Consider the following 22,813-nt stretch of genomic DNA (forward strand, 5'->3'; position numbering starts at 1 on the left):
CCTAATTAATCGTTTTTTGTTTAAGTTCTTATGCTATGTCGCAGGCTCTGCCTATACAAGTGAAAGCGTACACCACTACGACAAATTGCGTCTTTAGATGTTCCTAGTGTCGTAAAATTATCCATTTTTTTTAAAATGAGCAACTAATTATTTTGAAGTTCGGTTCCTGTGTTCATCTCTGCTCGTCAATGAAAACAATCAAGCAACTTCAGCCCACTCAACTTGATCGATACGGTCGACAAAAAATCGGGGCATCCTCGCCCAAAATGCGACACAACCAATTGGGTAGATCACATCAATCAAGCAGTGATTATTTAAAAGGTCTCATCATGCACGGGGCTAACTTTTATCAAAATGCAGCTTTGAGAGGCCACATGTTGGTCGAGCAGATTCAATTTTTTATTGCTGAGTAGGATCTTATTATCGGTTATTTTCAGATCCATCATCTAGATTTTATCTTGATCTTTACTGAAGACTGCGAGTCTCAGCACATCTGACGCTCAATCTTCAGTGCGGACTAAATTACAGTCCAATTTCTTCCAATGTTTTGCCTTTGGTCTCTTCACCCAAAATTAAAATTACCGCTGCAACCGCAAGCAATACTGCGGTAAACATCATAAAGATCGCACTAAATCCATTACTCTGTACCATCATATGTGTCACCACCATCGGCGCGACAATACCACCCATACGACCAATGGCCGATGCCCAGCCCGAACCAAAAGCCCGGATATTGGTTGGATATTGTTCTGGGGTATAGGTATACAACACCCCCCATGCGCCAAGGTTAAAGAATGACATCAGACAGCCCCAGAACATGATCATGCTCACAGTGTCAGCTTGACCAAAGAAATACGCTGAAACTGCACACATACCAATAAAACCTGCCAAGGTTGCTTTGCGTCCCAGCTTTTCGACCAGCCATGCTGCGGCCACATAGCCCGGAAGCTGTGCCAAAATCATCACCAAGACATATTCAAAAGACTGAACAATGCTATACCCCTGCTTCACCAGCAAACTGGGTAACCATGTAAAAATGCCATAATACGAGTAGACAATACCAAACCAAATCAACCATAACATCAAGGTTCTACGCGCAAATGCCCCCGACCAGAGCTGGGTAAAAGACACGGTCTTTTTCTCTGCCACTGGTTTAACGATGATATGTTCAACGACTTCCACACCGCATTGACGTTCAATCTGCTGCACTAAAGCATGGGCTTCCACAATGCGACCACGGTTGATGAGATAAGGAATTGACTCAGGCACTTTGAACCAAATTACAATGGCATATAGTGCAGGAATCCCACCGATTAAGAAGGCCATATGCCAGCCAAACTTTGGAATCACAAAATACGCCACCAATGCAGCGCAGAGCCAACCTAAGCCCCAAAAACTTTCTAGCAGCACGATAAAACGCCCACGCACTTGCGCAGGAATGTATTCACTGACCAAGGTCACCGCTACTGGCAACTGTCCACCTAAGCCTAAACCCACAATAAAACGAAACACCAACAACCACGTTAAGTTCGGGGCAAAGGCACAGGCTGCCGTCGCTAAACTGTAAATCACGAGGGTCGCGGCAAAAACTGTTTTACGTCCGATGCGGTCGGCCAGACCACCTGAGCACACCGCACCAATCGCCATTCCGACAAAGCCAATGGAGACCACCCAACCTTTCTCGGTTGGGCTCATGTGCCAATCTTCGGCCATTTTTGCCAAAATAAAAGAAATCAGCCCCGTGTCCATGGCATCGAACATCCAGCCCAAGCCAATGACCCACAACAAGGTGTAGTGAAATTTACCGATCGGTAAGCGTTGTATGCGAGAAACTAAATCCATAGCTCGGCCTCTAAAGCGGGAAAAGATAGCAGGCTGCTTTCTCAACAGGCTTTATCATTATGTGCTTTTTTTATACAAATAAGGCAGTCAAATCACTGCTATTTTAGCTGACATCTTTCGAGGAAGCAGATTGCTCATCATCGTCTTGATAAATGAATTTTGGCATTTCTAAGCCAAAGTAAATCGCAATTAGACGTAAGCTAAAACCAAAGATCAAAGTCGAAATCACGGTCAGCTCAAGTGATAAACCGAGCTGAATGCAGCCCCAATAGAAAATCACCGCGACAAAAGAAATACTGGCATACAGTTCACGGCGGAAGACCAAAGGGACGTCATTACACAAAATATCACGTAAGATACCGCCCGATACCCCTGTCAGAACTCCTGCGACCGCAGACACCACAAAACCATGTCCCATTTCTAAGGCAATTTGACAGCCGATGATGGTAAAACCGATCAGGCCCAGAGCATCGAGCACCAAGAAGATATTACGTAAATGGCGCATCCACTTGGCAATCAAAATCGTCATAAAAGCGGCAAAACAGGTCAGCATCAAATATTCAGGATGCTTGACCCAAGTCAGCGGATAATGTCCCAATAACACATCGCGGACAGAACCGCCGCCCAGCGCTGTGACACAAGCAATAATCACCACACCAAACCAATCCATACTACGCCGACCCGCCGACAGTGCACCTGTCATTGCCTCTGCTGTGATCGCTATAATATAAATAATAGTGAGTAACATCGCCTGGATTCCATATAGGCTAATTGATGCGCGCTATTCTAAGCCAAATTTGCTTAAAATTATAAAAATTGTGCACAACATTGTTTAAATTTTTTCCCTGAACCGCAGATGCACGCTTGTTTCATGGTGATATGCATTTCAGTGGTTGGATCTAAAAAATACCATGCTTCTGCATGTTTCACAAAATGTGAAATTTCATGATGTATCTGTGGCGATGTGCCATCATGATAATAGGCTTTGAATTCGACCATGGCATGGTTTTTATCGAGTTTTTCATTGGCCTGTACGACGTCTAACTTCAACCATTGGTTGCTTCGACTCCACTCCGCTATTGCTGCAACATCTAGAGCCTGTTGCTGCCCCAACGCTGTGGTTTGCACAATGTAATCGATTTGCTGTTTGGCAAAAGCACTATAACGTGAGCGCATAAGTTGAGTAGCACTCTGCGCACGGCTTTGTCCCAAGTGTAATGGCTGACAGCACTGCTTATATTCGCCCTGTCCACACGGACACTCAACATTACTCATGATTTTTCCATAAAAAATAGCTCGACATTGCGAGCTATTTTAACCTGTTCAAACCAGATTAAGGTTTGTTTTAAGAGGATTCCTTGTGCAGATCCGACTTGGGAATCACATGCACTTTTTCAATTTTGTGCCCATCCATCGTCACCACTTCAAAAATACAACCATCTGCTTCAAGGCTAGAGCCATTTTCGGGTAAACGACCTAAATGAAAGAGGATATAGCCTGACAAGGTTGAGTACTGATCAGACTCGTCGACCAAATCACGATCCAACAATAACGACACATGGCGAATATCGGTTGAACCATCGAGCATCAAGCTACCATCTTCTAAGCTTTCAGCCACATTATCTTCAGCATCTTCATCGGGGAACTCCCCTGCAATCGCCTCTAATACGTCAATCGGCGTGGCAATCCCTTCAATCGAGCCGTATTCGTTCAAGACCAAAGCCATTTGCAACGGTGCTTGACGCAATTGTTCCATCACCATCAGGACTTGCGCATTTTCATGCACAATCACAGGTTCACGTAAATGTTTATCAAAATCGAGGACACCGGTTTCGATATATTCATTCAAAACTTTATGGGTCAGCACCACACCTGCGATGTTGTCTAACTCGCCCCGTGCCACGATTAAACGTGAATGCGTAATACTGAGTAGTTGTGATTTGATTGAGGCTTCTTCATCCTCTAAATCAATCCACTCCAACTCTGGACGTGGGGTCATCACGGACTTCACTGGACGTTCAGACAAACCCAGCACCCCTTGTACCAAGACACTATGATAGACCCCATTTTCAGGATCAAACACTTCATCCGCATAAGCGCGAGTTGCCAGGACATCTTCAGGCTCAGAGGTATGATCACTACTTTTACCGCCCAACATTCGCAGCACCGCAGATGCAGTTTTATAGCGAAGGTCTGTGGTAGTGACCATTTTTTCTTGATTACGGCGCATGGTTTGGTTGATGAATTCAACAATTACCGAGAAACCAATCGCGGCATATAAATAGCCTTTTGGAATATGGAAACCAAAGCCTTCTACAATCAATGAGAAACCGATCATCATCAAGAAGCCGAGACACAAAATCACCACGGTCGGATGTTTGTTGACAAATTCCATCAAGGCTTTCGATGCCCACAGCATAATGCCCACGGCGATAACCACCGCAATCATCATCACAGACAGGTGCTTAACCATACCGACTGCGGTAATCACCGAGTCTAAGGAAAACACAGCATCCAATACCACAATCTGAACGATCACCATCCAAAACACAGCATTGGCTGGACTTTCTTCTTTCTGAACCACTTTGGCGTCAATACGTTCATGCAGTTCCATGGTGCCTTTAAACAATAAGAACACCCCACCAAACAGAAGAATCAAATCCCGTCCTGAGAAGGGATGGTCGAAGATATGGAACAGCGGCTCGGTCAGTGTCACCACCCAAGCAATTGAGGCCAACAGCACCAAACGCATTAAGAGCGCAAGGATCAAACCAACAACACGGGCCGTATTACGTTGTTCTGGTGGAAGTTTCTCCGCCAAAATCGCAATAAAAACCAAGTTATCAATCCCCAGCACAATTTCCAGCACCACTAAGGTGAGTAACCCCACCCACGCAGAAGGATCAGACATCCATTCAAATATCATGTGATCTGCTCCTGTCGAGGGGAAATATATGGTGCATAACGCAACTTAAGCGGATGAAAAGGAAGATTCAGCACCAATGGCTGTAATTTTTTTTCGGAAAACTGAAGATGTCTTGAGCGACAACTACCACTACCCATGTTCGTTCTTGTGTTGTAAAACAGGAAATAAGTATAGGCAAGATCTACATGAAATTCATCTTTTTTTCAAAAGCGCCTGTTTTAAAAGATTTAACAAATTATTACCCGATTGTTAGATTAAATACAGCTTGCCGTCACATTTCTTGCTTAAACTAAGAGAGAAAAAGTAGATAAAGCAAAAGGTAAAAACATACGCCATGAATAGTGAATTAAAAATATCCTCTCTCAACACTGAAGTAAATGTTCAAACCACTCAACCTCTGATCGCACTTTATTGCGGTTCTCGTTCAGGCAATAAACCGATTTATCAAGAAAAAGCGATTGCACTGGCACAAGGTTTAGCTAAACAGGGTTTTGGTCTGGTTTATGGGGGGGCCAGCATTGGCCTCATGGGACAAGTGGCCGATGCCATGATTAGCCACGGCGGTGAAGCAGTCGGCGTCATTCCAGAATTTATGCTGGATTATGAAATTGCGCATCACCAACTGACCGAATTACATGTTGTACAAACCATGCATGAGCGCAAAGCCTTAATGGCCGAACGCGCAAGCGCCTTTGTCGCACTACCCGGCGGTTTAGGCACTTTTGAAGAAATTTTAGAAGTGGCAACCTGGGGACAACTGAACCAACATCAAAAACCGATGATGATTTATAACGTCAATGGTTTCTATGACGCACTGATTACCCAGTTGGATCATGCAGTAGAAGAAGGTTTTCTACCGCCACAGCACCGCGCAAAACTGATTGTGTGCAACCATGCTGAACAGATTTATTCAGCGATTGCCAACCTCGGCAGTCCAGCACACTTTGCCATTTAAACCCTGTTCTTAATGCCATAAAAAAGCGAGCCTAGAGCTCGCTTTTTTAACATGTGCGGTTATTGCCCATAATGGGTGACAAAGTTGTAGAACCACGGCAGTGTGGTCGCCAAAATCACCGACATGGCTAAACCAAACATCAATTTCATCGCATCTTTACTGACGTTACGCGAAGTGCGATGTTTGTTCACTTCATCAAAAATCATCGACATTGCAAACTCACGACCTGCAAGTAAACCTAAGAATACCCATGTGGTACTCATTGGAATGTTACTCCACTCTTTGAAGACCAACAAAATCAGGGCATACATAAAGTCAATAATGGTTGCTGCACGAATATCGGTAACACCTGTTTTGGTATCGACAATCTTCTGAATCGCACCACCACGTTGGTACAAAATTACCGCCAACAACACCACAAAGACCGTGATGGCAAACAGTAAAAATGAAAACGGCACTTGACGGGGTACATAGACGAAAATATTGGCCAAATCTTGAATCAGCCACTGACTCCACAGAAAAGCCGTAGAGACCCACTGTAGCCCAATCCAAATATGCGACGGTTCTTGATTACGGGTTTTCGCAAAATACTTCGCGACTTGGCGCATCACAAAACGATAGACAATAATCGCAACCACAAAGGCCACCGCGTAGCCCATCATCGATTTCACCATCATCGAGCCTAAACTTGCAGGCGAGAAAATGGTTAAAACCAAGAAAGTGGTACTGACGGGAATTCCGTATTTGGTTAAAAATAACAGTAAAATCGGTGGCACAATATAGAGCCACGTGACCCCACCCTCAGGAAAAGGGATCGTTTCTAAACGGCCATATGATGCATCCCCCACACCGGATGCATACCAACCATAAATCAACACCACCACCAAAATGGTGCTGATAAAGAGCCAAAGCACCCACCATGGACGATGTGCATTGGATGAAATAAACGTACCTAATGTCTGTGGCACATCATTTCCGACGATAGAATAAGCGGCTAAACAGAAGCCTATCACCATCAAAATTTCGATTGTCATAAAACCAACCTTTTGAATAATTTATTCCAAGACAGTGCCCTTGGACGTTTGCCAAAGATTATGACGGTTTTATTTCATTTTCATGACATCCTTGTCATATATTTTTTGTAGCGCCATAAAAAAGAACACCGCAGTGCTCTTTTTTCGAAGTCAAAACTCAGTTTTTTTAATTGAGTTTGACTTCATAAACCGCTGTACTACCACTGACTTCATTTCCCACCACCAACAGCGGGCGACCATTGGGTGAATTCTTCGCCGCGATGAAAATCAAACCTTCTGGGCCTAAGTCACCTTGTTTCGTGACTTCGGTTTCATTGGTATTGCGATGGTTCAGATACTGAACAAATTTAGCCTGATTCGGGTTGCTAATGTCATAGACCATGATGCCACTGGCACGCTCAAGTCCAATAAAGGCAAAGGTCTTTTCACCAATTTTACCCAGAGTCACTCCTTCAGGTTCAGGGCCTTTGTTGTCACTACGGTCATCAAATTTAAATGCTTCATGATTGCTATTAAATTGATGTGGAAACAACTCCGCAATTTTTCGCTCAAACTCACTGCCCGAATCCCACACAATCTGCTTGGTTTCTGGGTCGACAATACTTACCGAACGACCACCATAAGCATATAATTTGTCATACGTCAGACGACCATTTTCATCCAACTTCGGCAGACCTGTTAGTGGATCTTTTTGATAACCTTGAGTCCAACTAATGGTCAAACGTCCAATTTGTGCGTCTTTAATTAAATTGTCCGCACAGACTTCTGTTGCGTCAGCCGTTTGACAAGGTTTAAACACCTCTGGGTTTAATTTCGCCCCTTTCACACCCGGTGCAAGCTGACGTAAATGTGCTGCATAATCGCCTTTGGCATCAAAACCTGCTTTTTTAAACAAGTGTTTGATACGTATCTCTTCTGCATAACCAGCATTTAAGTCCGCGCCTTCAAAGTATTTGGCTTCATCCTTTAACCATTCACGGGCATCCCCTTCATTGGCCGTGACCAAATAGGTTTTACCCTTGGCTTGATATTGTGCAATGGCATCGGGCATATACATGCCATATAGTCCCGGCCAAGAGCGGATATTGATCATGCCAGCATCTTTTGCACATTCTGTAATACTACGCCCCAACGAGTCTTGACCAATAGCACAGTCACGGTCACTGCCATCTAAGGCATTTTCAGGCAAGCTATGGTCTTTGTAGCCCATCGGGAAAAGATCAACAAATTGATTTTTTTCTAGGTCTAAAACCCCAATCGCATTATTTTCCTGCAAACTGACCCATGCTTTTTTTCCATCAGCACTCACCGCGATGTACTCAGGCTCCAAATCCTGTGCTACAGAGGTGGTTTGAATACCTACGGTCGCGACATTTGAGTATTGGCTGATGTCTGGACCAAAAATACGAATCCCTGCATCCAATAATTCTTGTTTACGGTCATTCCATGCTTGGAAACCTGCTATGTTTGCTGTTGGTTTTTGAATGTCAGAAACATCAATAATACTAACCGAACCCTCAGGATCAATTTGATAACCCTCATTCGGTTCCGCTTCATTCGCTACCAGTACTTTTCGACCATCAGGCGTGAAGGTCAACATATCTGGCAAAGCCCCCACGTTGACTTGACTGATAAAAGAGAGATCCTGTGCTTTAAAAAAAGCCACAATACCAGTTAGGGTTTTATCCTCAGCCTGAACCGCCAGTGCCACGATGCCATTATGCACCGCGACACTATTCACTTCGGAATAGGCTAAATAAGTTTTGGCATCCAAAGATTGGATATATGTCGGCTGCGCTGGTTGGGAGAAATCTAAAACATCGACCATGCCTTTTTGTGCATTCACCACGAACAGACGCTTACTCGCAGCATCATAGGCGGGGATTTCAGCTGCACTCTGTCCAAATATTCCCGACTCATAACTTGCAAGATGAACCAGTTCAATACTATTCGGCGTGGCTTCCTCTACCACAGGCGGTGATGTGATGGTTTGCGCATCATCACTGTCATTACATCCTACTAAGCCCAACCCCATGCATGCTAAAAAGACAGCACTATATGTTTTATTCATCATGATCTAAATATCGATTCAAATTTGACCAATGTATGACGCACGCGTTGCAAACACATGACGTAGAGATGTCAATTTGATGGCATGTGATAAATGCACATTCGCAACAACAGTCCAACTTAAATTAAGCTAAACTGTTTAAAAATTTCACTTTGTTGTATCTATGAACCAAACGCCGACCCATCAAGCACTCGCTCCTGAGTACCGTCTTTTGGTACTTCTGGTTTCGATTGGCTTTTTTATGCAAGGCTTAGATACCACCATTGTGAATACCGCTCTACCGGCTATGGCAGCCAGTCTGAATGAAGACCCGCTCCAAATGCATAGCGTGGTGGTGGCCTATGTGCTTGCCGTTGCTGCCTGTATTCCCTTGAGTGGCTGGCTCGCCGACCGTTTTGGAGTGCGCAATACCTATTTCAGTGCCATTATCATTTTTACCCTTGCCTCGCTGGGCTGTGGCTTTTCTGAAAGTTTAAATGAATTATTGTTCTATCGCGTGCTACAAGGCATCGGTGGTGCATTATTACTCCCTGTTGGCCGTTTAGCCATGCTCAAAGTCATTCCACGGACGCAGTTCTTATCAGCCATGAGTTTAATGAGTCTCGCGGGACTGATTGGCCCACTGATCGGTCCAACACTCGGGGGCTGGTTGGTCGAAGTCAGTACATGGCATTGGATTTTCCTGATTAACCTCCCCATGGGACTGTTAGGTGTCCTGATTAGCTTTAAAGCCATGCCGAATGTCACCGAGCAGAATGTACCGCGTTTTGACTTTTGGGGTTTTATCCTGTTGGTGATCACCATGGCAGGACTATCTCTAGGGATTGAAAATTTTGCCAGTCCGCACCTGACTTTATGGTGGAGTATGGGGCTGATTGTACTGAGCTTAGTAGCTGCGCTTTGGTATGCCTATCATGCACATACCCATCAAAATGCGCTATTTCGCAGTAAACTGTTTCGTAACCGCATTTATGCCGTGGGTATTTTAGGTAACTTCTTTGCTCGCCTCGGTGGCAATGCTATGCCCTTTTTGATGCCACTCATGTTACAAGTGGCTTTCGGTTTTGAACCCTTTGTGACGGGACTCTTAATGATTCCGACCGTGCTCGGTTCACTGGCATCCAAACCCATCATTCGTCACTTGATTCAGCGCTTTGGTTATCGCCACGTGCTTTTGGTTAACACCTTATTGGTCGGCGCATGTATCGCCAGTTTTGCCCTCAATACCGCAGATACCCCAACTTGGCTGCGCGCGCTGCATTTCTTTGTTTTTGGTATGCTGAACTCCCTGCAATTTGTGTCTATGAATACCCTCACGCTGAAAGATTTACCGCAACAAGATGCCAGTAGTGGCAACAGTTTCTTGTCGATGATCATGATGGTGTCGATGAGTATTGGCGTGGCTTTGGCAGGTACTTTAGTCAATGTCTTTACCGCATATTTGGGTACAGATCACATCGTCATGGCATTCCATAACACTTTAATTGTATTGGGCTGTATTAACCTGATTACCGCAGCTATTTTCTGGCATATCCCCAAAGATACCGTGGATGAATAACAGATACAAAGTGCTGCCATTCACTGACCATAATCATCATGGTCAGTTCCGCAAATTCGAGCTATGATGATGAGCTAAAAACCAATACCTGCAAAAGCATGTCCGCAAGAAAGAAAGTTTCCACGTCGTCAAAAACCTCATACCCCTATTACATACTTGCCTGTGTAGTGATGCTATGTATCGGACTCGGGATCACCTATTTTTTCTTGCAGAACAATGTCGCATCTGCCCAAGAGTATCCGGTAAAAGGCTTTGATGTGTCTCATCATCAGGGTGACATCCAATGGCAATCCATTTCTCCCCAAGAGTTTAAATTCGTCTATTTAAAAGCCACTGAAGGCGGCGATTTCAAAGACCGTAAATTTCAGGACAATTGGCTCAAAGCTCGTGAACAAGGCTTTTTGGTCGGGGCTTATCATTTTTATCGTTTATGCCGTGATGGCCAGATTCAGGCGCAGAACTTTATCGAAACTGTGCCGAAGAAAACCGATAGTTTGCCGCCTGTGATTGATTTGGAATATGACAACACCTGTATCAACACTTATACCAAAGAACAGCTGCTCAAAGAAATTCAGGTCATGCACGACCAACTGTATCAACACTATGGCTTGCAACCCATTTTTTATACTTCTAAAGCATTTTATAATATTGTTTTGGTCGATGAATTTAAACAAACTCCCCTTTGGATTCGTGAATATCAGGGCAAGCCTGAGCTCAAAGGCAATCCGAAATGGACCTTTTGGCAACACACCAGCCAAGGTCAAATCAAAGGCATACCAACCTTGGTGGATCTCAATGTATTTCAGGGTTCAGAACAAGATTGGATCAGCTTTTTAGAGCGCCACGGACTTTATCAACTGCCGCAAAACTTACCAATCAAGTAAGCAGTTCCAAGCTCATCGTTGAAGTTCAAATACTAAAATACCAAGTCAAACTATGTCGCTTATGCCGCATGTAGAACTACGCAATCGATCTGAATAGTGCAATACTGACTTAGCTTTCAATATTAAAATTCAGCATGCGAAAAATCATTCACATCGACATGGATGCCTTCTATGCCTCTGTGGAGTTACTTGATCGTCCCGACTTAAAGCATTTACCTGTGGTGATCTCTTCACACCATCCCCGTGCTGTCATTGCCGCCGCATCCTACCCTGCACGTCGCTACGGACTCCGCTCTGCCATGTCGATGACTCAAGCCAAAAAACGCTGCCCTCAAGTGGTGGTGATTGAACCTAATTTCTCTAAATATCGTGCAGTCTCGGAGCAAATTCATACAATTTTTCAGCGTTATACCACACTCATTGAACCGCTTTCCTTAGATGAAGCTTATTTAGATGTGACGGAAAATTTACAACAACTGACCAGCGCCACAGAAGTGGCTGAACGCATCCGTGCTGATATTTTTCAGAGCACAGGACTGACCGCCTCTGCGGGTGTTGCACCGAATAAGTTTCTAGCCAAAGTTGCGTCGGACTGGAATAAACCCAATGGTATCTGCGTGATTAAACCCTCACAAGTTCAGCAGTTTATTCAGCACTTGCCGCTTAAAAAAATCCCCGGAGTCGGTAAAGTCATGCAAGAAAAATTACATGCGCTCAAACTTGAAACTTTAGGTGATTTACAGCATGTGGATGAAAATATCCTGATTCATCATTTTGGCAAGTATGGCAAACAGCTCTATCTATATGCACAAGGGATTGATGAGCGTCCTGTACAAGCGGAAAGAGAACGTCAGCAAATTTCAAAAGAAACCACTTTTGATGATGACTTAACCCTTGAACAATGTCTCCCATTTTGGCCCAAGTTGATTGCACAAGTCTGGCAAAGCTTAGAGAAAAAGCAACTGTATGCCCGCGGTGTCACCGTCAAACTGAAACTGAAAAACTTTCAAACCCTACAGCACAGTAAAAGCTTCAAAATGCCATTAAAGCATCAAACTGAACTGCAAATGACCTTAGATATCTTACTCAAAGAAATGCAAATCACACTGGATCAACAATTTCGTCTTATCGGTGTTGGGGTCTATGCACTTTCGACTCAAGAGCCTTTACCCCAGCTCTCTTTATGGTCTGACTGAATGCTCAATCAGTCACTTTTTAACCAAAAGAACAAAAATAATGCAATTTAGCATTCACAAACTGTGTTTTTAGAGTAATCTAATGACGCGCTGCATTTATCCATGTAACCGCTGAGATGCTAAAACTTACCTTTACTTTTAGCATACGTCCTGTGATTGGCGTGACGATCAAATCCGAAGATTACAGGACATCTCTGATATTTATCATGGGTAAAATACCTGCCTCAAAACACATTCAATATTTCTCACATCATTACAAAGTTCATTTCAATTTCACTTAAAATTCATTCGTCTAAAAAAAAGAAATTCAGTACACTCAAAATGATTTAACAATATTCAAAGACCAATGAATAATAAAAAACAGATTCTCTGTGTTGAAGATGATGCCGCCATTCTCATGCCCTTACGCTATGCACTCGAACGTGAAGAATGGCAAGTCACTTGGGCTAATACTGGCTCTCAAGCCATTACTTTTGTTCAACAGCAAACTTTTGATTTTATTATCTTAGATGTAGGTTTACCCGATATAAACGGCTTTGATGTGTGTAAAAAAATTCTTCAGTTTAACCATACTCCATTACTATTTTTAACTGCACGAGATGATGAAATTGATCGAATTGTAGGACTGGAAATTGGCGCAGATGATTACTGTACCAAGCCTTTTAGCTCACGCGAAATCGTATCTCGTATTAAAGCCATTTGGCGCAGAATGGACATACAAAGCCAATTACAACCTGCTCAAAGCACGATTGAGACACAAGCAATAACTGCAAAAACTTGGCAATGTATTGATGAGTCACTGCAAATTCATTATCAAGGCAGTGCCTTACAACTCACTCGTTATGAATACCGCTTATTAAAATTGTTAATCGATCATCCTGAGCAAGTCTTTAGTCGTCAACAATTGATGGATCATATTTGGGAGCATCCTGAACATAGCTTAGAACGTACTGTCGATACTCATATCAAAAGCTTAAGACAAAAGCTCAAACAAATTTCAGCTGAATATGACCCAATCACAACACATCGTGGTTTTGGTTATAGCCTAAAACGGATGTTATAGCACTATGTCGATCTTTATCCGTATTTGGTTTTTCTTTGGCTTAATTATCTTGCTTGGGTTGTGGTTTATGTCCTACACCTTCAACCAACAAGTAAAACCCAATGTTCGCCAAGTCGTTGAAGACACGCTCGCTGAAAATGCCAATATTATCGCCATGTTAGTGGCAGAAGATGTGTATGAGAATAAAGTCAACACAGTACAATTTGATGCAAAAATTCAAAATGCACTGAATCGAAAACTGAATGCCAATATTTGGCAACATAATAAAAAAGAAATTAACCAACAAATCTATATTACCGATGCAAAAGGCCTTGTGATTTATGATTCACAAGGCATCGCCACTGGACAGGATTATTCTCGTTGGAATGATGTTTATCTAACACTTCAAGGTAAATACGGCGTACGTTCAACCCGCAGTTATGAGGGGGATCCGAATAGCAGTACCATGTTTATCGCTGCACCAATCTATTATCAAACTGCTCAAAATCAGCAACAAAAATTGATTGGTGTGGTGAGTATTGGTAAACCGAATAGCTCTGTACAACCTTATATTCAACGTGCAGAAGATCAATTACTGCGCCAAGCTGCATGGATTACTTTACTCAGTTTATTTCTTGCCAGTTTGGTGGCCTATTGGCTCAAACACAGTATAGACCGAGTTCGAAAATACGCTCAGGCACTTGCTCCTGTGAATCAAACCCCTTATTTCCGTTCAGCGAAAGAACTGAATCAAGTTGCTCAAGCTGTTGAAAATATGCGTGAAAAACTCGAAGATCGAGCCTATGTAGAACATTATGTCAATACTTTAACCCATGAATTAAAAAGCCCACTCACGGCGATTCAAGCCAGTGCCGAGTTACTCAAAGAAGATTTGCCTTTAAATGATCAACAACAATTTGCACAGCACATTCATGCACAAAGCCAACGTTTAAAACTTTTGATTGATCGCATGTTATTGCTTACACGTTTAGAAAAATCCAAACATCAAATCGAACTTCAAAATTTTAACTTATCTGAGCTGATACAACAGGTTTTAGATCAACAAGCAAGCCAATTACAAAGTAAAAAAATTCAATGTTTATTGGATATCGAAGCGAATTGTATAATTCAAGCAGATCGTTTTTGGTTACAACAAACCATTGCCAATCTTTTAGACAATGCTTTAGATTTCTCGGCAGAATCTTCGAAAATCCTCATTCAATTGCATCGTCAAGCTCACCAAAGCATTCAATTACAGATTTTTAATGAAGGTGAATGGATACCTGAATATGCACTCTCACAAGTCTTTGATACTTATTTTTCATTACCCCGTCCTATTACTCAACAACGCAGTTCGGGCATTGGTTTAAGCATTGTCAAACAAGTGATTGAACAACATCATGGGCAAATTCAAATTCAAAATATTCAGGAAAATAACATTGCTATTATTCAACCGCATCAGCAAGGCGTATTGGTCAGTATTGTTTTACCTTAACGAAGTTCTATAAGTTTTTTAATAAAACCTTAGCATGAATGACTCCAATAAACTCGTAAAGCTTCACCTAAACTTCACATAAAAATCAAAACCAACTCAAACAAAAACCATCTCACTTTCACATACTCAATCCTGAAAAAAACAAATCATCAGGAATCATTATGCGCTCTCATTTCCTTAGTCTTAAAATCATTGCAATCATCATACTGGTCGCCATTTTCTGGATCGGCTTATTTTTTATTACCAGTCTTGTTTCAGAACGCCAAGCTTACCAACAAGCATTTCTCAAAGAAATTTCGCAAAATAATATCAGCCCACAAACCGTCGTCGCACCTTATATACAAGTTCCGTATCAAGAACAGAAAACCTGTTTGGATGAACAGAAAAAATCCTATCCATGCACAGAAAAAAACTGGATGTATATCGGCGCTGATAGTACTCAATGGACATCAAACTTTAATGTTTCAGACGATACCTACAAACGCACAATTTATCGCGCAATTAGTTATCAAGCCAATTTAACAGCGAAAGGAATCTTCCAAAAAACTCAGCTAGAAAATAAAACCTATCTTTGGGATCGTGCAGAAATTATTTTCCCTGTACATGACCCGCGTGGTTTAGATCAGCAACCTATACTTAAAATACTCAATAAAAATTATGCTTTTGAAATGAGTGCGCAAGGTAGTGATCGTTCAAGTTTTGATTTTATGCATATCTCTGCCAAGAAATATCCTGAATTGATAAGTGTAATTCAAAATGGCTTCCACTTTAATTTAACAGCAAATCTAACGGGTTTAAGTAAATTTACCTTAATTCCAACCAGTCGTAGCGTCACTTATCAGGCTAAAGGCAATTGGGCAGATATTAAATACGATGGTCAAAACTTACCTTATGACAAAACCAGTACTCAACAACAATTCAATGCACAATGGAAAAACATTGCCATTGGCCATCACAACCTGAATAAATTCATCCATTGTGAAAGCGATGATTGTACTCGCCAATTTGTTCAAGGCAATTATTTACAAAAAGAAAGTTATGCTGAAACAGTAGGTTATACGCCAATAAATCACGAGAAAGTTGGTCTATCTGCTGAATTTTTAGAGTCCGTAAATGTTTATACTCAAACAGATCGTGCGATTAAATATGGCATTGTGATTATCATCATCACCTTTGGTTGCTTCTTCTTATTCGAAGTGCTTAAAGGCTTGAGAATCCACCCTATCCAATATTCATTGGTGGCAATGGCGCAAGGTATATTCTTTGTTCTACTTCTTTCGATCAGTGAATATTATGCTTTTGCATGGGCATATATCGTAGCAGCGATGGCCTGTATCGGCTTAATGACATGGTACCTATACTTTGTGATGAAAGGATTTAAAGCTGCTGCTTTGTTTAGCATCATCTTAATGACCTTATACAGCATCATGTATATGTTACTGCAATCTTCAGGTAAGACCTTCTTAATAGGCTCAGTGATCTCGTTCATTATCCTCGCAGTCGTCATGTTTATTACGCGTCATATTGATTGGTACAGCATTGGGAATAAACCTACACCAACACTCAAACCTTATACCCCTTCTAATTCAGAATAGATTTAATTTTAACTAGATAAGTGGTTTAAAACTTAGGCATTTGCGGATGGTGACATGCCATCCGTAATTGAACGAAAACAATGAAATAACAATCGAATATCGAGATTGATCATGCGAACCCAAACTACCTATATTGCGACCTATATTCAAAAAGTGATACAGCTCCAACAATACTGTCCTTTGCAAAGTTCGATTGCATATTGTTTAAATCGGCTCAGAATGGCTCAAATTCGTTTCTTAAACCTAGGTAACCTTATTGTCTGTCCCGAATACAATTGTGTATTGATCTTCCAAAATAAGTCTCTGATTCGTATTGACCCACTGGCAAGATCAGCACAAACTTAACTGTTGATAACAAACTAGGTTTGCAGAATATTCTCGATCACGTAAACTTTAGATAATGAATCATGTTAGAGAAATATTATGGCTGTACAACGTTTGCATGTCTCAAATCGCTTTTCTGAAATTGCAATTGCTGGAAATCTCGTTCATTTAGCAGGGCAACTGGCATCTGACTTCGATTTAGACATTAAAGGGCAGACGCAGCAAACATTGGACATAATCGACCAATTTCTTGCTGATGCAGGCACAGATAAAAGTCATATTTTATCGGTGACGATTTATTTAAAAGACATTGAAAATGACTATGCAGCGTTCAATGAAGTATGGGATGCTTGGGTTGTAGATATTGATGCATTACCCCGTACCTGTGTTGAAGCTAAACTTTATGATCCACGAGTATTGGTAGAGTTAACCGTTGTTGCAGTGAAACCTGCATAAAAATACATGCATCATAAAAACATGATTTTTATGTTTTTATGATGCGCGCTGAGATTCAGTTAGCCGATCAGACGTAATTTTCGAGTTTGTGCTGCATTATAGTAATCATATTTTTTGGCCACACGCGTATCTTTAGTCAAACGCGATGAGGCATAGAGATCGCCATAAAAATCTTCACGTAACTGATGATAGTCAGGCACTTCTTCATAACGAATCACTTTATAGCCAGCCATATCAAGGATCGCATCCTGAAACTGTGCCTTTTGTGGACGTTTCAGTGAAAGCGGATCTTCTAAAGCAACCACTGCCAAAACTTGTTGTGCACTATCCACAATGACAAAATCAGCCACCAAATTGCGGTATTTATTTCGTGTACGCGAAAACTTTGTTGTGAGTAAGGCATCATAAGATACATGTGCCAGCACAGTATGATGCGGTAAAATTTCTTGCAAACGAGTATAAGTCAGTTGTTCATGCATACTAAAAATAGCACGTTGTCTTAATGCACTATCTTGCTGCTTGGTCTTAGGGATCAACGCTTTACTCGCTAAAATCATGACCAGTATCAACAACACGCTACCAATTACTATATAAGTTGTCATATTTGTATCCTTTTCATCTTTATTATAATTTTCGGTATCACACCGATTTTTATCCGATCAGTATAACCTACTGACCATTTACCCAAACCACGCAATAAAAAAACTAAAGCTAAAATCAAACAAACGCTGATAAAACTAAACAATTTTTTGCAATGTCATCCGTTGTAACACGTTTTGTTTTAATCCGAATGAAATTTTGGCTCTTTAGCCTATCTACACTGTAATAGAGTGATTCATTCACGTGCAATATGATTCTTCGGATTGACCCAATTTTCCCGACGGATGGCAGAAAAGCCAATCTTTGAGCTATTTTGCTAACGCAATAAAAAGATCGATCCTAAAAAAGGATGCCGTAGCATCCTTTTTTATATTCAATTGCGATTAAGCACGTGACTTAGACTTCGGTTTTGATTTTGAATGTCCAAATGGCTTCTTGGTATCACCTGTTTCACGCGGCGGCAAACCTGTATGCTGCGTTAAAATCTGACCGCGCTCAGGACGCTTTTTGGTATTTGATGGACGCGATTGATTTTTCGCTTGTTGGTTACGGCTATCACCATTACGTTTTTGCGAATCGCCATCCACGGTTGAGTTTTTCTTCCGAGCAGACTGATACTGACCTTCTGTCCCTTGCGGTTGATAGGTTGGAATCAAATGCTGTTTCGAATTACCAATCAAGTCTTGGCGGCCCATCTCTTTTAAAGCTTCACGTAATAATGGCCAGTTGTTTGGATCATGATAACGCAAGAAGGCTTTATGCAGACGACGACGCTTCTCACCTTTCACAATATCCACATCTTCAGTATATCGCGCCACTTTGGCTAATGGGTTTTTACCCGTGTGATACATGGTGGTCGCGGTTGCCATTGGCGATGGATAGAAAGTCTGTACCTGATCGGCACGGAAACCATTTTTCTTCAACCAAATCGCCAAATTCATCATGTCATATTCAGTCGTACCTGGATGTGCTGCGATAAAGTACGGAATTAAATACTGCTCTTTACCTGCCTCTTTACTGAAACGATCAAACATTTGCTTGAAACGATCATAGGTCCCGATGCCTGGTTTCATCATCTTAGACAATGGACCTTTTTCGGTATGTTCAGGCGCAATTTTTAAATAACCACCGACATGATGCTGTACCAATTCCTTGACATATTCAGGGTTTAACACCGCTAGATCATAACGCAGACCCGAACCAATCAGAATCTTTTTGATGCCTTTAATGGCGCGTGCTTTACGATATAGCTGCGTTAAAGGTGCATGATCGGTATGTAAATTTTGACAAACACCCGGATAAACACAGGATGGTTTACGACAGTTCTTTTCAATTTCAGGGTCTTTACAGTGCAAACGATACATGTTTGCTGTAGGCCCACCCAAGTCAGAAATGATGCCAGTAAAGCCGGGTGCAGTATCACGAATCTTTTCAACTTCACGTAAAATTGATTCTTCTGAACGGTTTTGAATAATACGCCCTTCATGTTCTGTAATCGAACAAAAGGTACAGCCCCCAAAACAACCACGCATGATATTGACAGAGAACTTGATCATGTCAAATGCTGGGAAACGAGCATCCCCATACACAGGATGGGGTAGACGTGCATAAGGTAAATCAAACACATAGTCCATTTCTTCCGTGGTTAACGGAATTGGCGGTGCATTTAACCAAACATCACGTTCGCCATGCTTTTGTACCAAAGCACGTGCATTTCCCGGATTGGTTTCAAGGTGCAAAATACGGTTGGCATGTGCATATAAAACGGGATCATCTGCCACTGCTTCAAATGCAGGCAAACGAATCACAGCCAGTTCACGCGGCGGTAATTTATGTTTAATTGCCTTTGAAGACGGCTGTAATTGCACAATTTGTGTATCAGGATCGAGTTGATCCCCTTCACGAACAATTTGATTCGTCACAATTTCTTTTTGGAAATTTTGGTATTGGGTTAAAGAATTACCCTTATCTTTTTCAATTTCACAGCCATCTAAATCTTCAGTCATCACATAAGGATTGATGATCGGATCAACACGGCCAATGGCATCCACATCATTCGATGCGATTTCCACAAACTTGGCTTTAGATGGACGGTTTAATTTATTCACGATAAATGCCGTGCCACGAACATCTGTAATTTCGTGAATTTTTTCGCCTTTGGCTAAGCGATGCATTACTTCAGTAATTGAACGCTCACCATTACCATACATCAAAAGATCGGCTTTTGAGTCCATCAACACTGAACGACGGACTTTATCTGACCAATAATCATAATGCGCAATACGACGTAAAGACGCTTCAATTCCACCTAACAATACAGGTACATCTGGAAATGCTTCACGTACACGTTGGCAATATACGGTTGCTGCACGGTCTGGACGTTTATTGGGTAAATTATCTGGCGAATAGGCATCATCAGAACGAATTTTACGATCAGCCGTATAACGGTTGATCATCGAATCCATATTCCCAGCGGTCACACCCCAAGCGATATTGGGCTTACCCAAAACTCGAAATGCTTCAACATTAGTCCAATCAGGTTGTGCAATAATCCCGACACGGAAGCCTTGTGCTTCTAAAGTACGGCCAATAATGCCCGAACAAAATGATGGATGATCGATATACGCATCACCACAGACCAAAATAAAGTCACAACTATCCCAACCGAGTTGGTCCATTTCCTCGCGCGACATCGGCAAAAATGGCGCAGGTTCAAAACATGACGCCCAATATTTGTCGTAATCAAACAACGCTTTAGGCGCGGTCTGCATAGTATAAGCAGTAGACATGGCTAGCAATTCTCGGCTGGCAGATGAAAGATCTCAAATAAAGATCAAAGATGAAAGCCGATCATTTTACCATGAATTACATTCAGCTTGCTTGGTTAAAAAATCATCATATACAGCACGTTATCATTTATTTTTTTGTGCAAACGTAATTTCGAAGTTTTCATTTAAAAAGAAACAATTTGACAGCTAAGAGCGAAAAAGCTAGCCCTTCATTCCTTAAAGAATAAAGACCCATGTCCAATCATTTGGGACAGTAAACACTATACCGAGACCCAACAGATTCAGCTGAATTATGCAGCAAAGAATGAAAAAGTAATATCAACTATAGCTATGCCAATCTCTCAGAATATCCCTCACTTTATATAGTTTTTATTTAAGATCTCATCCATTTCCTTAAAAGATTCTTATAGTTAAATTAACGAAAGATGCTGCTAAAAATAAACACCATCTTTCATGATGTAAAAACTCAAATCAGTTGAGTTCTTTCATACCAACTTTATTCTTTTTGAGCGGTCGATAAATCCATAATCAACTTTGTCGCTAAATATAAACGCGGCACAATACTTTCGACCAAAATATATTCAGCATTATTCGAATGTGCACCATCACCAGATAAGCCCATTCCTTCTAAAATCGCTGCTTTCGAATTTAAGCCAGCAAATGCGGCATCTGTACCACCACCTGTTGCTTCAGCTAAGACCTTCATTGGTAAGTTAAAATCAGTTTTGTAAATAAGCTGTGCTTGTTCAGCCAATTTTTTTGCCTGTGGATTTGCCATTAAAGGTGGGCGACGCATTTCAAACTTTAACTTAACTTCACTATCAGCTAACTTTTTACGTTTAATCCTTTCCTGTAATACACGTTCCACTTGCTGAAAATCTTTAACTTGCAAAGCACGAACATCTGCTTGTGCAGTCGCAAGGTCTGGAATCACGTTACGCACTTTACCTGCACTCGCTACAGTCCAGTTTAATTTCAACCCTGTTTTAGGATTCGATAAATCTTGTAACTGTAAGATTTGATGTGATAATTCTGTCAGTGCATTTATGCCTGCTTCAGGCTTAACCCCTGCATGTGCAGATTTCCCGTGAACCTCTAAATACGCTGCACCAATCCCACTGGTGGCTAAACGTAAACTGCCGTCTTTACCACCACCTTCAAATGACAAAACCACATCTTGGTCTTGTGCAGTTTCAGTAATCAGTTTGCGTGAACCTGGCGAACTGATCTCCTCATCGGAGTTAAGTAAGACTGTGATCGTGCCATAATCTTGATAATTCAACTTTTTCAAAAGATCAAGCGTATGAATAATCGCAGCAACCCCCTGTTTATCATCTAAAATTCCGAGACCAAAAACTTTATCCCCTTCCATTTTAAAAGGTTGGTCTTTCAACATCCCTGTTAAATACACCGTATCCATATGAGCAATTAGCATAATTTTACTGCTGCCTTTACCCTTCAAAACAGCTTTTACCATTGGACCAGTCTGTTGGGGTGTATCATCCATACGATATATATCTTTAGCTTCTACAATACTGACCTCAGCACCTGTCATTTTTAATTGTTCGGCGACATATTTAGCGATCTTATTCACGCCGACAAAATCTTTACTCCCCGACTCAATATTGACTAAAGCCTCTAGAGTATTTAAATAATTCTTTTTTTCTGATTCAACCAGTTGTTTGACCTGATCATTAGATACAGCATGTACTTGCCCAAAAGCCAAACAGCTCAACAACGCACATGAGATTAAAGGAAGTTTTTTCAGTTGATATTGAATTTTATTAGACATACTCATTATTCCATTTAAAGATATTATTAACAAACTATGAACATTTGATCGACTATCCAATATTTTTAAAATCTTAAAACAAAAATGTTGGGTAGATTAAATGTCATGATCGATAAATAAGTAAATCAGTATGTATAAAGCAATCCTAAATATAAATTAGACGATTGATTCGTATATTATTTAATATTTTCAGCATAAAAAAATCCCCCTCAGCGATTAGCGGAGGGGGATTTGAATTAATGAGCTGGCGATGA

At 41.4% G+C, this 22,813-nt stretch carries 18 protein-coding genes; 9 read left to right on the forward strand and 9 right to left on the reverse strand.

Features of this window, described 5'->3' with window-relative positions; all coding sequences use genetic code 11:
- Window positions 1-522: 522 nt before the first annotated feature.
- The 4 genes from AXW61_RS06235 to AXW61_RS06250 form a co-directional block, all read right to left on the reverse strand.
- Window positions 523-1,842 (reverse strand): MFS transporter, encoded by a 1,320-nt coding sequence (locus AXW61_RS06235; protein ID WP_062033329.1) that lies wholly within the window; start codon window positions 1,840-1,842, stop codon window positions 523-525.
- A 103-nt stretch (window positions 1,843-1,945) separates the two neighbouring features.
- The gene (locus AXW61_RS06240; RefSeq protein ID WP_062033332.1) at window positions 1,946-2,590 is read right to left on the reverse strand and encodes a trimeric intracellular cation channel family protein; all 645 of its coding nucleotides are present in this window, start codon (window positions 2,588-2,590) and stop codon (window positions 1,946-1,948) included.
- Window positions 2,591-2,649: 59 nt separating this feature from the next.
- Window positions 2,650-3,117, reverse strand: coding sequence for a YchJ family protein (locus AXW61_RS06245; RefSeq protein WP_005401011.1), 468 nt, complete (start codon window positions 3,115-3,117; stop codon window positions 2,650-2,652).
- Between the two features lie 70 nt (window positions 3,118-3,187).
- Window positions 3,188-4,768 carry a TerC family protein gene (locus AXW61_RS06250; RefSeq protein ID WP_062033334.1) on the reverse strand — a complete coding sequence of 527 codons (1,581 nt, stop codon included), beginning with the start codon at window positions 4,766-4,768 and terminating at the stop codon, window positions 3,188-3,190.
- Window positions 4,769-5,102: 334 nt separating this feature from the next.
- Between AXW61_RS06250 and AXW61_RS06255 the strand changes: the two genes are divergently transcribed.
- A complete protein-coding gene (locus AXW61_RS06255; RefSeq protein WP_004978527.1) occupies window positions 5,103-5,723 on the forward strand; it encodes a TIGR00730 family Rossman fold protein in 621 nt (206 codons plus the stop codon).
- Window positions 5,724-5,782: 59 nt separating this feature from the next.
- Here the strand turns inward: AXW61_RS06255 and AXW61_RS06260 are convergent, their stop codons facing one another.
- Both AXW61_RS06260 and AXW61_RS06265 read right to left on the reverse strand, forming a co-directional pair.
- The gene (locus tag AXW61_RS06260; protein ID WP_004692891.1) at window positions 5,783-6,757 is read right to left on the reverse strand and encodes a hypothetical protein; all 975 of its coding nucleotides are present in this window, start codon (window positions 6,755-6,757) and stop codon (window positions 5,783-5,785) included.
- Between the two features lie 166 nt (window positions 6,758-6,923).
- Complete coding sequence (locus AXW61_RS06265; RefSeq protein WP_062033336.1) at window positions 6,924-8,831, reverse strand: choice-of-anchor I family protein; 1,908 nt, start codon at window positions 8,829-8,831, stop codon at window positions 6,924-6,926.
- Between the two features lie 160 nt (window positions 8,832-8,991).
- Here AXW61_RS06265 and mdtD point away from each other — a divergent pair, with 160 nt between their 5' ends.
- The 8 genes from mdtD to AXW61_RS06305 all read left to right on the forward strand — a co-directional run bounded on the left by mdtD (window position 8,992) and on the right by AXW61_RS06305 (window position 17,378).
- Window positions 8,992-10,386 carry a multidrug transporter subunit MdtD gene (mdtD, locus tag AXW61_RS06270; protein WP_062033339.1) on the forward strand — a complete coding sequence of 465 codons (1,395 nt, stop codon included), beginning with the start codon at window positions 8,992-8,994 and terminating at the stop codon, window positions 10,384-10,386.
- A gap of 170 nt (window positions 10,387-10,556) precedes the next feature.
- Complete coding sequence (locus tag AXW61_RS06275) at window positions 10,557-11,270, forward strand: GH25 family lysozyme (RefSeq protein ID WP_062033342.1); 714 nt, start codon at window positions 10,557-10,559, stop codon at window positions 11,268-11,270.
- 134 nt (window positions 11,271-11,404) lie between these two features.
- Entirely contained in the window at window positions 11,405-12,466 is a 1,062-nt protein-coding gene (gene dinB, locus AXW61_RS06280) for a DNA polymerase IV (protein WP_062033344.1), read from the forward strand.
- Window positions 12,467-12,812: 346 nt separating this feature from the next.
- On the forward strand, window positions 12,813-13,529 hold the full coding sequence (gene creB, locus AXW61_RS06285; protein ID WP_062033347.1) for a two-component system response regulator CreB: 717 nt from the start codon (window positions 12,813-12,815) through the stop codon (window positions 13,527-13,529).
- Window positions 13,530-13,533: 4 nt separating this feature from the next.
- The gene (creC, locus tag AXW61_RS06290) at window positions 13,534-15,003 is read left to right on the forward strand and encodes a two-component system sensor histidine kinase CreC (protein WP_062033350.1); all 1,470 of its coding nucleotides are present in this window, start codon (window positions 13,534-13,536) and stop codon (window positions 15,001-15,003) included.
- Between the two features lie 161 nt (window positions 15,004-15,164).
- On the forward strand, window positions 15,165-16,598 hold the full coding sequence (gene creD / locus AXW61_RS06295; protein WP_062033352.1) for a cell envelope integrity protein CreD: 1,434 nt from the start codon (window positions 15,165-15,167) through the stop codon (window positions 16,596-16,598).
- Window positions 16,599-16,709: 111 nt separating this feature from the next.
- Window positions 16,710-16,943: a hypothetical protein gene (locus AXW61_RS06300; RefSeq protein WP_062033355.1), complete on the forward strand. Its 234-nt coding sequence runs from the start codon at window positions 16,710-16,712 to the stop codon at window positions 16,941-16,943.
- A gap of 78 nt (window positions 16,944-17,021) precedes the next feature.
- Entirely contained in the window at window positions 17,022-17,378 is a 357-nt protein-coding gene (locus AXW61_RS06305; RefSeq protein ID WP_062033358.1) for a RidA family protein, read from the forward strand.
- A gap of 59 nt (window positions 17,379-17,437) precedes the next feature.
- Here AXW61_RS06305 and AXW61_RS06310 read toward each other — a convergent pair whose 3' ends face one another.
- The 3 genes from AXW61_RS06310 to AXW61_RS06320 form a co-directional block, all read right to left on the reverse strand.
- Window positions 17,438-17,980, reverse strand: coding sequence for a DUF2726 domain-containing protein (locus AXW61_RS06310; RefSeq protein ID WP_062033361.1), 543 nt, complete (start codon window positions 17,978-17,980; stop codon window positions 17,438-17,440).
- 381 nt (window positions 17,981-18,361) lie between these two features.
- Window positions 18,362-20,767 (reverse strand): YgiQ family radical SAM protein, encoded by a 2,406-nt coding sequence (locus AXW61_RS06315; RefSeq protein WP_062033364.1) that lies wholly within the window; start codon window positions 20,765-20,767, stop codon window positions 18,362-18,364.
- 496 nt (window positions 20,768-21,263) lie between these two features.
- On the reverse strand, window positions 21,264-22,559 hold the full coding sequence (locus AXW61_RS06320) for a M20/M25/M40 family metallo-hydrolase (protein ID WP_081408270.1): 1,296 nt from the start codon (window positions 22,557-22,559) through the stop codon (window positions 21,264-21,266).
- Between the last annotated feature and the right edge of the window lie 254 nt (window positions 22,560-22,813).

Source organism: Acinetobacter sp. BMW17 (assembly GCF_001592855.1).
Taxonomy (GTDB): domain Bacteria; phylum Pseudomonadota; class Gammaproteobacteria; order Pseudomonadales; family Moraxellaceae; genus Acinetobacter; species Acinetobacter johnsonii.

What these genes read in the sequence shown, in the direction of transcription:
- AXW61_RS06320 (WP_081408270.1), bottom strand. Translation starts at nt 22,559, where the DNA reads ATGTCTAATAAAATTCAATATCAACTGAAAAAACTTCCTTTAATCTCA.
- AXW61_RS06245 (WP_005401011.1), bottom strand. Translation starts at nt 3,117, where the DNA reads ATGAGTAATGTTGAGTGTCCGTGTGGACAGGGCGAATATAAGCAGTGC.
- dinB (WP_062033344.1), top strand. Translation starts at nt 11,405, where the DNA reads ATGCGAAAAATCATTCACATCGACATGGATGCCTTCTATGCCTCTGTG.
- AXW61_RS06305 (WP_062033358.1), top strand. Translation starts at nt 17,022, where the DNA reads ATGGCTGTACAACGTTTGCATGTCTCAAATCGCTTTTCTGAAATTGCA.
- AXW61_RS06250 (WP_062033334.1), bottom strand. Translation starts at nt 4,768, where the DNA reads ATGATATTTGAATGGATGTCTGATCCTTCTGCGTGGGTGGGGTTACTC.
- creB (WP_062033347.1), top strand. Translation starts at nt 12,813, where the DNA reads ATGAATAATAAAAAACAGATTCTCTGTGTTGAAGATGATGCCGCCATT.
- mdtD (WP_062033339.1), top strand. Translation starts at nt 8,992, where the DNA reads ATGAACCAAACGCCGACCCATCAAGCACTCGCTCCTGAGTACCGTCTT.
- AXW61_RS06310 (WP_062033361.1), bottom strand. Translation starts at nt 17,980, where the DNA reads ATGACAACTTATATAGTAATTGGTAGCGTGTTGTTGATACTGGTCATG.
- AXW61_RS06260 (WP_004692891.1), bottom strand. Translation starts at nt 6,757, where the DNA reads ATGACAATCGAAATTTTGATGGTGATAGGCTTCTGTTTAGCCGCTTAT.
- AXW61_RS06240 (WP_062033332.1), bottom strand. Translation starts at nt 2,590, where the DNA reads ATGTTACTCACTATTATTTATATTATAGCGATCACAGCAGAGGCAATG.
- AXW61_RS06315 (WP_062033364.1), bottom strand. Translation starts at nt 20,767, where the DNA reads ATGTCTACTGCTTATACTATGCAGACCGCGCCTAAAGCGTTGTTTGAT.
- AXW61_RS06235 (WP_062033329.1), bottom strand. Translation starts at nt 1,842, where the DNA reads ATGGATTTAGTTTCTCGCATACAACGCTTACCGATCGGTAAATTTCAC.
- AXW61_RS06265 (WP_062033336.1), bottom strand. Translation starts at nt 8,831, where the DNA reads ATGATGAATAAAACATATAGTGCTGTCTTTTTAGCATGCATGGGGTTG.
- AXW61_RS06275 (WP_062033342.1), top strand. Translation starts at nt 10,557, where the DNA reads ATGCTATGTATCGGACTCGGGATCACCTATTTTTTCTTGCAGAACAAT.
- AXW61_RS06300 (WP_062033355.1), top strand. Translation starts at nt 16,710, where the DNA reads ATGCGAACCCAAACTACCTATATTGCGACCTATATTCAAAAAGTGATA.
- creC (WP_062033350.1), top strand. Translation starts at nt 13,534, where the DNA reads ATGTCGATCTTTATCCGTATTTGGTTTTTCTTTGGCTTAATTATCTTG.
- AXW61_RS06255 (WP_004978527.1), top strand. Translation starts at nt 5,103, where the DNA reads ATGAATAGTGAATTAAAAATATCCTCTCTCAACACTGAAGTAAATGTT.
- creD (WP_062033352.1), top strand. Translation starts at nt 15,165, where the DNA reads ATGCGCTCTCATTTCCTTAGTCTTAAAATCATTGCAATCATCATACTG.